Origin of the sequence: Tianweitania aestuarii, assembly GCF_018457165.1 — a bacterium.
GTDB classification, from domain to species: Bacteria; Pseudomonadota; Alphaproteobacteria; order Rhizobiales; family Rhizobiaceae; genus Tianweitania; species Tianweitania aestuarii.
Genome location: NZ_JAFMNX010000003.1, coordinates 69,604 through 82,204, shown reverse-complemented (window position 1 = coordinate 82,204; position 12,601 = coordinate 69,604). Strand labels below are relative to the sequence as shown.

10 protein-coding genes are annotated in these 12,601 nt (G+C 58.1%); 9 read left to right on the top strand and 1 reads right to left on the bottom strand.

The annotated features are described in order from the left end of the window. Positions 1-344 precede the first annotated feature (344 nt). The 4 genes from JYU29_RS12240 to JYU29_RS12230 all read left to right on the top strand — a co-directional run bounded on the left by JYU29_RS12240 (position 345) and on the right by JYU29_RS12230 (position 4,463). Positions 345-635 (top strand): XRE family transcriptional regulator, encoded by a 291-nt coding sequence (locus JYU29_RS12240; RefSeq protein ID WP_213985116.1) that lies wholly within the window; start codon positions 345-347, stop codon positions 633-635. A gap of 70 nt (positions 636-705) precedes the next feature. Beyond that, positions 706-1,386: a hypothetical protein gene (locus JYU29_RS18365; RefSeq protein ID WP_250157421.1), complete on the top strand. Its 681-nt coding sequence runs from the start codon at positions 706-708 to the stop codon at positions 1,384-1,386. A gap of 78 nt (positions 1,387-1,464) precedes the next feature. Continuing rightward, positions 1,465-3,756 (top strand): HsdM family class I SAM-dependent methyltransferase, encoded by a 2,292-nt coding sequence (locus tag JYU29_RS12235; RefSeq protein ID WP_347879893.1) that lies wholly within the window; start codon positions 1,465-1,467, stop codon positions 3,754-3,756. Beyond that, positions 3,753-4,463: a hypothetical protein gene (locus JYU29_RS12230; RefSeq protein WP_213985115.1), complete on the top strand. Its 711-nt coding sequence runs from the start codon at positions 3,753-3,755 to the stop codon at positions 4,461-4,463. Before JYU29_RS12235 ends, JYU29_RS12230 begins: the two co-directional genes overlap by 4 nt. A 417-nt stretch (positions 4,464-4,880) precedes the next feature. Here the strand turns inward: JYU29_RS12230 and JYU29_RS12225 are convergent, their stop codons facing one another. After that, entirely contained in the window at positions 4,881-5,918 is a 1,038-nt protein-coding gene (locus tag JYU29_RS12225) for a LysR family transcriptional regulator (RefSeq protein ID WP_213985114.1), read from the bottom strand. Positions 5,919-6,149: 231 nt separating this feature from the next. On the opposite strand from JYU29_RS12225, the gene JYU29_RS12220 reads away from it, so the two are divergent. From JYU29_RS12220 to JYU29_RS12200, 5 genes are all read left to right on the top strand, one after another. Then, entirely contained in the window at positions 6,150-7,154 is a 1,005-nt protein-coding gene (locus JYU29_RS12220; protein WP_213985113.1) for an ABC transporter substrate-binding protein, read from the top strand. After that, positions 7,151-7,969 carry an ABC transporter permease gene (locus JYU29_RS12215; protein WP_213985112.1) on the top strand — a complete coding sequence of 273 codons (819 nt, stop codon included), beginning with the start codon at positions 7,151-7,153 and terminating at the stop codon, positions 7,967-7,969. The genes JYU29_RS12220 and JYU29_RS12215 overlap by 4 nt, the downstream gene beginning before the upstream one ends. Further along, positions 7,957-8,745, top strand: coding sequence for an ABC transporter ATP-binding protein (locus JYU29_RS12210; RefSeq protein WP_347879892.1), 789 nt, complete (start codon positions 7,957-7,959; stop codon positions 8,743-8,745). Before JYU29_RS12215 ends, JYU29_RS12210 begins: the two co-directional genes overlap by 13 nt. A 138-nt stretch (positions 8,746-8,883) precedes the next feature. Then, the gene (locus JYU29_RS12205) at positions 8,884-11,304 is read left to right on the top strand and encodes a GcvT family protein (protein ID WP_213985111.1); all 2,421 of its coding nucleotides are present in this window, start codon (positions 8,884-8,886) and stop codon (positions 11,302-11,304) included. A gap of 40 nt (positions 11,305-11,344) precedes the next feature. Beyond that, positions 11,345-12,595 (top strand): sarcosine oxidase subunit beta family protein, encoded by a 1,251-nt coding sequence (locus JYU29_RS12200; RefSeq protein WP_213985110.1) that lies wholly within the window; start codon positions 11,345-11,347, stop codon positions 12,593-12,595. Positions 12,596-12,601 lie beyond the last annotated feature (6 nt).

Genomic DNA, 12,601 nt, shown 5'->3' with positions numbered 1-12,601 from the left:
CGACGATCACCGAATACCGCCGATAATCGCCGGGAACCGCAGAAGCGATAAAATGTCATTTTAGATTATAATGTTACGATGAACTCATAGTTCTCATTTTCGTCGGGCGCTGCCCGCCAGCCCCGCCGATTATACGCCATGGCGCGATATTCTTCGCTAGGCCTACGCAAACGCCGTCGATTACTGCACGGATTGCCACGCGGACTGAGGCTCTGGCCAGCAACCTAATCGCATGGCGCGCTCGCAGAAGACCTGAGTCGCGCAGCCATCCATATTTGTGGATTGCCACACATGATTTTATGTGACACTATACATAGAATTATGTGATTAGGGCTCTGGTCGCGATGGGTTATGAGGGGTTTCTCCGCGATCTCGCGCGAGCTGGCCTGAGCATCAGGGCGTTTGCCGAATTGATTGGAATGAACCCGAACTCCGTTTCAAATTATGCCCGATCAGGAGGGGTTCCAGACCATCTGGCGATCATAGCCGCGCTAGTCGCTGAAATGGGCACCCAAGGACTCGATTTCAGAGGCATCATCGCGAAGGTTGAGCTAACGGCAAAAAAGCCTCGCGGTCGCGCGCGCGCTGGTCAGTTTGGTGGCGATCCACAGGTGCCATTGGATCTCGACCAATGACAGCAATCAAGTCGTTCCCGGAATTTGTCGCTGCTCGTTCGTGCCCGCTAACCTTGTCGGAAGGGGGCGTATGATCAACATGTTCAACGCCTTGAACGAGCTCGGCGCAGATCGCGATGGAATCCGCCTCTTCGATCACTCGTCCCCAGACCTGCTGGCTTACTCAACCATTCTCATGGTTCGCGACCATGATGACGATTTGCGCTTGGTTGAAGGCGTGTACGAGTGGCAGGAGGCGCCGCTAATGTTTCTGGTCGACGGCAATCGGCTCAACGCCGACCTCGATCGCCTCAAACGTATCCGACGCATCCTCGCTATGCGAGGCGACGCGCCATATCTCGGCGTGGTCTACCCTGGCCGACTGGACGTCTATCGGATCGCTCTCGATCGCCATTCGCTTGCCAAGGTCCGAGTCGATGCCGGTGTTGCCGACGATGAAACTTGGCTGACGTTTGCACGTCTGGCGAATCTGCGGCCAGCGGCAGAGATTAACGACCGGACGTGGATCACGGGCGTCATTCTGAAATTGCTCGATCAAGCCATCTCATCCCTAAAGGTTGATGGCGGCCTGTCGGGCGAAGACGCCATATCGTTGGTCGGCAGAGCGCTATTCATGCGCTTTCTGGCCGATCGGGGCCTTCTGCCTTCAGCCAGTGACATCATCGGCAGCGAACTAGGCAGCGCCGAAACCGTCCCGGAAGACTATGAACTATTTGACTGGCCGGACTTGGTCCGCCTGTCTTGCGTCTGACTGGATAAGACGTTCAACGGCGAGCTGCTACCGCTTTCAGATACGGTGCATTCGCAACTCACGTTGGAATCTTGCCGCGTGCTCGGCAACATTTTGCGGCGAGCGGAAGGTGGCCAACTCTCATTGGGCTGGAAAGAGCAGTGGGATAATCTCGACTTTTCCCACATCCCCGTTGGCGTGCTGAGCCAAGCCTATGAATACTACCTGCGAAAGCACGCCCCAAAGCAGCAGCAGCAGGAAGGCGGCTTTTACACGCCGCACCCCATCGCAAACATCATGGTGTCGGCCGCGTTTCGTGGCCTGAATGCACAAAGCATTTCGGCTACCGCGCGCATACTAGATCCTGCCGCCGGCGCCGGCGTATTTCTGCTCGCTGCGTTTCGCGAACTCGTCGCGGCGCGCTGGAGGGTAGAGGGGCAGCGGCCAGACACGGCTACGCTTCGCGACATCCTCTACTCGCAGGTTCGGGGCTTCGACATCAATGAGGCAGCTTTGCGATTTTGCGCGCTGGGCCTCTACCTGCTGTCCATCGAACTCGACCCCAATCCACGGCCGGTCGACAAGCTGCATTTCGATGATTTGCGCGGCGTCGTCCTGCATCGACCAGTCGATGTCACTGATATTGATCGTCTTGAATCGAAGCAGTTGGGCAGCCTTGGCCCGCTGATCGGCGAGGAGCATGATGGTCTATACGATCTCGTAATCGGCAATCCGCCCTGGGCCAGTGCAACTGGTTTGGAGGACTGGAACCTCCTGCGCGCCGAAGTTCACGATATCGCTCGGACCAGGCTTGGAGAGGACATCACCGCTCCGCCCTTGCCCAACGCCGTTCTTGATCTGCCGTTTGTCTGGCGCGCGATGCGATGGGCAAAGCCCGACGCACAGATCATTTTCGCCCTGCACGCTCGTCTCCTGTTCCAGCAGGGCGACGGCATGCCGCTTGCCCGACAAAGCCTGTTGGAAGCGATCGATGTAACCTCGATCATCAATGGCTCCGAACTACGTCAGACAAAGGTCTGGCCCAGCATTTCCGCGCCATTCTGCTTGCTCTTTGCTGTCAATCGCCCGGCGCACGCAGCCTCCGGGTTTCGGATGCTGACGCCACGATATGAGAAGGGCTTCAATAACGCAGGGGTCATGAGGGTCGATGCAACGAACGCATATGTCGTCCGGCCACAGGATCTTCGAGACCGCCCAGAAACGCTTAAAATCCTCTTCCGCGGTAGTGAGGCCGACCTTTCTCTCATCGATCGGGTTCGTCGGGGCAGCTTCAAGACGCTCGGAAATTACTGGGCGAAGTTGTGTGATGGCGGCCTTGCCCATGGAAACGGCTACCAAAAGCTTCGCGATAGCAGCAAGAAGCACGATGATGGCACGGTCGGAGACGACGCCAGTCATTTGCACGGACTCCCGCATCTGGATGATGTGATGTCCGCTCAATTGGTCATAGACCCTTTGCGGCTCCCGGCATTCGGCGTGGATCGTCTTCATCGCGCACGTAGCAGGTCCATCTATAACGGACCGATCCTACTCGTTCACAAATCACCGCCTGCGCAATTGCAGCGGATACAGATGTCGGTTTGTGATCGCGACATAGTGTTCAACGAGAGCTGGTACGGATTCAGCACAGCGGGAGCGCCCGAGGCGTCGTCCTTGGCTCGCTATCTAGCGCTCGTGCTTGGGAGCCGGGTCGCGCTCTGGATATCGCTAATCACCAGCGGCGAGTTCGGCTTTGAACGCGAGGTCATTGAGAAATCCATTCTGGAAGAGATCGCTATTCCCCCTTTCGAGTCACTCTCGGAAAATCTGGTGCACGAGGTCGGCGATCTTTTCAGGCGATTGGAGCAAGACGGCAACGATGCCTGGCCAGAGGTCGATGCTTGGGTGGCAAAACTCTACGGGCTCGGCGAACGAGACCTGATCGTCATTGACGACACTCTCCGCTTCAACCTTCCCTATGCGTCAAACCGGAAAATGGCGCAGAGCGAACCGTCGATCGATCAGGTCGAAAAATACTGCCAGACTTTGGAAGAAGAGCTTGCCCGTTTTGCAAAGCGATTTGAATGCGCTGTTCGCGTCATTCACGTTCCTGATCAGGGATCTTCACCTTGGCGCGCGCTTCGCGTTTTTGCGTGCCGAAGCGCGGAGAGCGAAACTCCTGACGGAGGTTCGCTGGCGGATATTCGCGCACTCACGGCTGTCGCCGATCGCACCAGCGCGACTGAAATTGTCGTGGATGAAGGTGAGCATAGCCTGGCCATAATGCTCCTCGCCCAGTCCAGATACTGGAGCGAAACGCAGGCGCGCCTGGCCGCCCAACGTTTGATCTGGACGCGACCAGAGTTGTTCAGGGAGCGCCCTGGGACATGAGTGGGCTAATTTCCGGGCTGCAAGACCATTTATCTGAACTGATCCGGGGGCAGGAACTTCCGCTGCCGGCGCTCGACCATTCGCATATCGAGTTAATTCTGGAACTGCTTCAGCAAGCCTACACAGGGATAAAAGCTGATTATCCGACCGCAGTCGCTGGCGGCGACGAGAAGCATCTCAACAGCTTGATGGTCGATCGCCTGAACCATCTGGTGGGCGATGATCCTCTGGCAAGCATGGTGGTGCGGGCGGTCTCGCGCGGGACCGAGACAAAAAACTATGATGCCAGCCGGTTCGAGATGCGGCCCGACATCCAGATATCCCTAACGAGCCGGCAACACCTCTTTCCGTTGATTGTCGAATGCAAGCTCATCGATCTGACAAAGGGAAAGACAGTTGATCTCTACTGCCGGGATGGATTGGCGCGCTTCACGACCGGCGATTATGCTTGGACTAATCGAGAGGCCATGATGCTTGCCTATGTCAGGGGCGGCGCATCAACGACCAGCCACCTTACGCCGTTCCTTGCGGCGGCAATGGGGCTTTCGCCTCCTGAGTATGCGGTGGTTTCACTACCGCAAAAATGCGCGGTTTCATTGCCGGACGCTGCTCGATCCGATCATGGGCGCTATTTTACATATGTGCATGGTGCCCAAAGCGGCAAGCTCCCAGGCGACATTGCTGTTTGGCACTTATGGGTGAACTGAAATGGCAAGCCATATTGATCGGGTGCGGCGTTAAGTTCCCAGTTGCTGGTGTTTGATCGTACAGTCGCACACGCTAGGCAGGCCGGCGGATACAAGGGGCAACTGCGTGGCGCAATCGAGCAACGGAACGGAATACGCCGCCAAATGCCCGAAATGGCCGCCGTTTGCCACCTGAATACCGTCGAAACCTGCCGACAACCGCACAATGCCAATTATGGTCATAATTATCAAATAGTTATGACGATTTCATAGTTCTCATCTTCGTCGGGCGCTGCCCGCCACTTCTGTGGGCCTCTTCCCCAATTTGCGCTAACCGTCTGTTCCGACTGGGAAATCATTTCCTGCGGCTCCCGACTGGAGGGAGATGGAAGGTGTGATGGCTGATACTCAAACGCGACGGACTTTCTTCGGGTAGTTTCAACGCTCCTTTACCGAGTATTTGCTGCTAGAGGCATGGTCCTGGATGTCGAGTGCGATATTGAACGCATCTTGATCAAGCCATGGGGCAAGAAGGCTGATTTCCGGTAGGAGCTTGTCTTGCATCACGGAGCGGCAGATCTGTGCGACCTGCCGCGGCGTATCACCGTGTTCGCCTTGTCGAGCGATGAGATAGATGCGTCGGGTGGCGGTTGGACCTGGCAGATGGGTGGCTCGCGCTTTGCCGATGAAATGTCGTGCCTGGAGCAGGCAGATGGCGGAGCTGACCGCCCAGCCGGGGCTGGCGCAAACCATGCTCAAAACGGCATCTGACGTGTCGATCTCGAAGCGATCTGCCGGTTCAAGACCAAGTCGACGTAGATGAATGTCGATCTGAACGCCAAGGGAAGAGCGGCGGCTATAGCGGATCAACGGGAGTTGTTTGGCGAGCCCCTTCAAACCATCGAGCGACAGATGCGGATATTCTGAAGGTGTCACCACCAGGAGGGGATCGCGGCAGATTTCATGCCGTTCAAGGTGATCCTCGGCATCAAACGGGTCAGACGTGATGATAAGATCGACTTCTCGGGCGAGAAGAGCGTCCCTCATCGTTGCATTGATGCCTGATCGCAAGGTCAGCTGCTCGGCTCTGCCTTGGAGTTGCGGCACCATATGAGGACCGAAAGTTGACGTGATACTGTCGATCGAGCCGAGACGAATTTTTGGAAGCGAAGTTCTTGCGCTTTCCCGGACGCTCGTCGTTATCTTCCTTGCTTCGCTAAGCATCGACTCGGCATAGGTGTGAAAGCGAATACCCGCCAAAGTCAGTCGCAGAGGGCGCGCAGACCGATCGATCAGTTGCACCCCCATGGCGCTTTCGATTGATTTCAGGATCTGCGAAACAGCCGACTGTGTCAGATTGATCTTCTTGCCTGCAGCCGTCAGGGAGCGCTCTTCGGCGATCGCAGAAAACACCGCCAACGAAGACAGCTCCACGAACTGCTCGCGATTCTGCCGTGTCGGTGCTGGCATAGCCATATCTGAAGACCTTCAGGGAGCATCGTGCGCTCTTAGGCTTTGGCATTTGACGAGTCGACTGCCACGCGCATCATCAAGCGGATTAATGGAAGTGCATCTCAAATTGTAATGGTTCAGTTTCTCACTTAACTGCGCGAGGCCTTGTGATAGCCATTTGCGTAGACCGTTATCCCGCGAAAGACGGGAGGCAGTTGGGAACCTACCATCATCAGTCACAATGGGAGAGCAGCAATGAATGTTTTTCGCAGAACCGTCTTGGCAGGTCTTGCTGCAACAGCGCTTTTCGGCGGCTGTATGTGGCCGGCTGTTGCCGCTGAAGTTGAAGTCTCGAAGGTTTCCTACGGTGGTTCACCTTGGCTGAGCCACTATCCGGTATGGGTCGGAATCAAGAAGGGTCTGTTTGCGCAGCATGGTCTCGAGGTGCAGTGGCAGAGTTTCAGCACCGGCTCGGCCAGAATGTCGTCGCTCGCGATCGGCGAAATCGATTTCGGCGGAACCGGGTCCATTTCCGCCATCGCGCTGATGGCTTCCGGTGCAAAGGCGTTCTATGTCATCGCCGCGCCCGATTCCTATGCCACCGTTGAAGGCATCATCACGACGCCGGACATCAACAGCGTTGCCGATCTGAAGGGCAAGAAGCTGGGTGTTCCGTTCGCAACCAGCTCGCATGTTCTGGCGCTCGATGTTCTTGAACAGGCCGGGCTCGATCCGAACAAGGATGTCACTCTCATCAACCTGCCATCCAGCGATGCGCCGAGCGCGCTCATGGCCAAGCAGGTCGATGCCGTTACGACCTGGACGCCAGCCTTCAATTCGTTAAAGGCGCAGCCGAACACCAAGGTGCTTCTCGATGCTCGGGAATTCAGCCTTTACAAGCAGTTCAAGCTGGGACCTGGTCCGGATCTGCTGGTCGTGAACCAGTCCTTTGCGGACAAGAACCCGAAATCGACGACCGCTTTCCTTCAAGGCTATTTTGAAGCCTCGCAGTTCATCAAGGACAATCCCGACGAGGCTGCGAAGATCCTTATGGAGCTTACCCAGCTGCCGATGGACGAGCAGTCGAACGTTCTGAAAGATATCGAGTGGATCGGACTGGCCGATCAGCAAAAAATGCTTTCGCCGGACGGCACGTTCACCAAGGGGCTTCAATCCCTCGCGGACTTTCTCGTGCGTCACAAGCAGATCGACACAGCGCCTAGGATCGATCAGTGGGTGAAGGCGGAGCTTCTGCCTTGAGAGCCGAACCTGCAGTGCGCGGTGCCTCCTCGGCACCGCCTCTGCCGCGGCGCAGAGGACCGATCGCAGGTGCGTCGAAGCTGATAATCAGCCTTGTGTCCTGCATCCTGATCATAGCAGTCTGGGAAGGCGCGGTCAGGTTCGGCTTCATTCAGCCGCTGTTTCTTCCGGCTCCTTCGCAGATCGTCAATCGCGCGATGCTCATGCTGGAGCAAGGAACGCTGTTCGGGCATGTGATCGCGTCGACCTGGCGCGTCATGGTCGGTTTCGTGCTCGCATCCTGCGTTGCCATACCGCTCGGCATCTTTTTGGGAACATCGGCGCTTTCCCGCGCTATCTTTGATCCGGTCCTGTCATTCCTGCGTCCGCTTCCCTCCATGAGCTGGATACCGCTTTCGCTTTTGTGGTTCGGCATCGGCGAGTCGCAGAAATATTCGATCGTGTTCATGGGATCGTTCGCACCGTCGCTTCTTTACGTGATGGAAGCGACCAAGGGTGTCGACCCGCTGCTGGTGAAGGCCGCGCAGAACCTCGGTGCGAAGCAGAAGGACGTGATGCTCGAGGTCATTCTTCCTGCAAGTCTCCCGCAGATCATCAGCGGTCTCAAGGTCATGCTCGGTATCGCCTGGACATGCGTGATCTCCGCAGAACTCGTTGCGGCTCGCGAAGGCTTGGGCTTCCTGATCATGAACGGCAAGGAATACTTCCAGACCGATACCGTCGTGCTCGGCATGGTGCTGATCAGCCTGACGGTGATGGCGACGGATATCGTGTTCCGGGCCTTGGAGCGGAGGATCCTCAAGTGGAAGGATTGACCTCGAACGCCGTGATCCGTTTCTCCGATGTTTCGAAAAGCTACGGTTCCCTTCTGGCGCTGAACGATGTCAGCTTCAACGTCGAGGAAGGTGAGTTCGTCGTGATCGTGGGAGCGTCGGGCTGCGGCAAAAGCACGATGCTCAACATGATCGCCGGCTTCGACCAGCCGTCGAACGGGCGCATCGAAGTGCAAGGCAAGGAGCATTCCGGCGTCAATCCGCAATGCGGGATGGTTTTCCAGCAATACGCTTTGTTCCCGTGGATGACGGTCGAAGACAACATCGCTTTCGGCCTGAAGATGAAAGGCCAGTCCAAAGCCGAACGTCGCCAGCATGCTCAGGAATTCATCGAGATGGTGGGCCTGCGCGGGTTCGAAAAGGCTTACCCGAAGGCGCTTTCAGGCGGCATGCGGCAGCGCGTGGCCATCGCGCGGGTGCTGGCCAACAGCCCAAGCGTGATGCTCTTCGATGAGCCTTTCGCGGCACTCGATGCCATGACGCGACAGGTTCTGCAGGAAGAACTCGTCAAGATCTACGAGCAGCAGCGTAAGACCATCCTTTTCATTACGCATTCGATCGATGAGGCGCTGTTGTTGTCGTCGCGCATCGTCGTGATGTCGGCCCGACCCGGACGCATCGTGCAGGATATCCAGAACGACCTGCCGCATCCAAGAAACGCCGAAGTGCAGCTTTCCGAACGCTATGTAGAACTCAAGCGACACATCTGGGGCTCGGTCCAGGCAGAAGTCATGCGCAGTATCGAAGGCGCCGCCTAGCGCCAGGCTAATACGATCTAACAACACGACATTCGTGCTGCTTCCCATGAAGCAGCAGCGGAACCGCACGCCCTGATCATCGGGTATGTGGCAGCGGCGCCGCGTCAAACAAGACTTACGATCAAGGGAACCACCGCAATGCGCACCCACGCTCAGGCAGTTGTTATCGGCGGCGGGCTTATCGGCTGCTCGATCCTTTATCACCTGACCAAACTCGGCTGGACCGATGTTGTGCTGCTCGAGCGTGACGAGCTGACCTCGGGCTCGACCTGGCATGCTGCCGCCAACATCCATGGCTTGCACGATTCCACAAACATCAGCCGGCTCCAGCATTACACGATGGGCCTTTACAAGGAGCTGGAAAAAGAAACGGGACAAAGCTGCGGCGTTTTCCAGCCAGGCTCGCTTTACCTCGCTCAAACCGAAGCGCGCGAACACCAGCTCCGGCTTCAGGCAGCCAAGGCCAAGCGCTATGGCATGAACTTCTATGAAGTCACCCGGGATGAAGCAGAGCGGCTGCATCCACTAGTTGATTATGACGGCATTCGCTGCATCATGTTCGAACCGGAAGGCGGCAATGTCGATCCGTCCGGTGTGACGGCAGCCTATGCAGCAGGCGCACGCCAGCGTGGCGCGCAGATCCACCGCTTCACACCCGTTATCGGCACCGAACAGCAGGCGGACGGATCATGGATCGTGCGCACCACCAAAGGTGACATCCACACGCAGTGGGTGGTCAATGCGGCCGGCCTTTGGGCGCGCGAAGTCGCCGCGTTGGCCGGCGTGACGCTTCCGCTCATTCCGACCGAGCACCAGTATTTCGTCACGGAAACCATTCCGCAGATCGCCGAAATGGGTCGCCGTCTTCCATCGGTTTCGGATCGCGATGGTGAGTATTACCTTCGCCAAGAAGGTCTTGGCCTGCTGGTTGGGGCTTATGAAAGGGACATGCGGTTCTGGGCCGAAGACGGTACGCCGCCCGACTTCGGTCATGAGCTTTTCCCCGACGACATGGAGCGCATCGAAGAAAACATGATGCGCGCCATCGACAGGGTCCCGGCTGTTGGTGAAACAGGCGTCAAGCGCGTGATCAACGGTCCGATGATCTGGTCGCCGGATAGTGCCGCTCTTTTCGGTCCTGTGCCGGAACTGTCGAATTACTTCTGCTGCAACGGGATCATTCCCGGCTTCTCGCAGTCGGGTGGGCTCGGCCGCTTGTCGGCGGAATGGATCGTCGAGGGCGAACCGACGCTCGACATGTTCGGCTGGGATCTCGCCCGATATGGCTCTTGGGCCAACAAGGCGTTCACCAAGGCGCGCGTGCAGGACCAGTATGCCCATCGCTTCAAGATTCATTTCCCCAATGAAGAGCGTGCTGCCGGCCGGCCGGTGCGCACGCGGCCTGTTTATGACATGCAGAAGGCCATGGGTGCCGTGTTCGGCCTGAACTTCGGCTGGGAACACCCGCTTTGGTATGCCGCGCAAGGTGAGCCGACCGAGGAAACGATCGGCTTCAAGCGCCAGAACTGGTGGGAGCCGGTTGGCCGCGAAGCCCGGATGCTGCGCGAGAAGGTCGGCGTCATCGATATATCCAATTACGCGAAGTACCGCGTGAAAGGTCCTGATGCCGAAGGCTGGCTCAATTCGGTACTCGCCAACCGCATGCCGAGCGTCATCGGCCGCTCCTGCCTTTCGCCGCTGATCGGCAAGCGCGGTGGCATCGCCGGCGATTTCACGGTCACGAAGCTTGCCGAGACCGAGTTCATGGTGATCGGTTCGGGCATGGCCGAGCGCTACCATCTGCGCTTCTTCCGCGCCGTGCCTTTGCCGGAGGGAACCAGCTTCGTGTCAGAAACGGAAGCGATGTGCGGGTTCAACGTTGCAGGACCGCTTGCACGCGAGGTGCTGCAGCCGCTGACATCTGCCGATCTTTCGACGCAAGCCTTTCCCTTCATGCGGTCGCAGGCGATCACCGTTGCCGGCGTTCCTGTTCTGGCTTTGCGCGTGTCGTTTACGGGCGATCTCGGCTGGGAGCTGCACTGCAAGGTCGAGGATCAGGAAACGCTTTACGCTGCGCTGCTCGACGCGGTTGCCAAGGTGGGTGGCGGTCCCGTTGGAGGGCGCGCGCTTTCATCGCTGCGCGTTGAAAAGGGCTACGGCAGCTGGGGCCGTGAATATTCGCCGGAATACTGGCCGCAGGAAGTCGGCTTCGAGCGTCTGGTGAAGCTGGACAAGGGCGATTTCCTCAACCGTGACGCCTATTTTGCGATCGCCGAGAAGCCTGCGCGCGAACAACTTGTGATGTTCGACATCGACGTCACGGACGCTGATGCAACAGGCGGCGAGCCGGTGTTCTTGCCGGATGGCACGCCGCTCGGCAATGTTTCCACCGGCGCTTATGGCTACTCGGTCGGTCGTTCACTGGCGCTGGGCTATGTCAAAGCTGGCATGGCGAAGGCTGGCGATCAGGTGTCGATTGCCATCCTGGGGCGTCCGCACAAGGCGGTTATCCTTGAGCAACCGTTGTTTGATCCAGAAGGCCGCAAACTGCGCGCTTGATGCGGTTTCCGCGTTCGGGTTCGATCTGTCAGGGAAAACGATGCGCTATTCGGCTCTTTCCATTCTTCGCAACGGTTTTGCCCGCCAACTCGGCTGGACTAGCGCTTGGCGCTTTCCGAAGCCGAAAGCCCATTATGACGTGATCATCGTGGGTGGCGGCGGACACGGGCTGGCGACAGCGCATTACCTGGCCAAGGAGCACGGCATCACCAATGTCGCCGTGCTGGAGAAAGGCTATATCGGATCCGGCAATGTCGGCCGTAACACCACGATCATCCGCTCGAACTACCTTCTGCCGGGCAACAACCCGTTCTACGAACTGTCGCTGAAACTCTGGGAAGGTCTGGAACAGGATCTCAACTTCAACGCGATGGTGTCGCAGCGCGGCGTCATCAACCTGTTCCACACCGATGCCCAGCGTGATGCCTATATCCGGCGCGGCAATGCCATGCGGCTGCATGGCGTCGATGCAGAACTGCTTGATCGCGCAAAGGTCCAGTCGATGATGCCGTTTATGGACTTCGACAACGCGCGCTTTCCGATCAAGGGCGGCTTGATGCAACGGCGCGGCGGCACGGTGCGTCACGATGCGGTCGCCTGGGGTTACGCGCGGGCTGCCGACAAGCGTGGCGTCGACATCATCCAGGATTGCGAGGTCACTGGCATTCGCCGCGAAAACGGGCGGGTGGTCGGCGTCGACACCAGCCAGGGCTTCATCGGCTGCAACAAGCTGGGTCTGGCCGCTGCCGGCAATTCTTCACGCGTGGCCGAAATGGCGGATCTGAAGCTGCCGATCGAAAGCCATGTGCTTCAAGCCTTTGTTTCCGAGGGCTTGAAGCCGTTCCTGGACACGGTGGTCGTGTACGGGGCCGGGCACTTCTATATTTCTCAGTCTGACAAGGGCGGCCTCGTCTTCGGGGGCGACATCGACGGTTACAATTCCTATGCCCAGCGCGGTAATCTGGCCATCGTGGAGCATGTGGCTGAAGCGGGTATCGCCATGATCCCCGCACTCTCGCGCGTCCGCTATCTGCGCTCCTGGGGCGGCGTCATGGACATGTCGATGGACGGTTCTCCGATCATCGACCGCACCCCCATCGACAATCTCTATCTCAATGCAGGCTGGTGCTACGGCGGCTTCAAGGCGACGCCCGCTTCCGGCTTCTGCTTTGCCCATCTGCTTGCACGCGGCGAACCGCACCCGACAACGACAGCGATGCGGCTCGACCGCTTCGAGCGCGGCTACGCCATCGACGAACGTGGCTACGGGCCTCAACCGAACCTGCATTAGGATCTG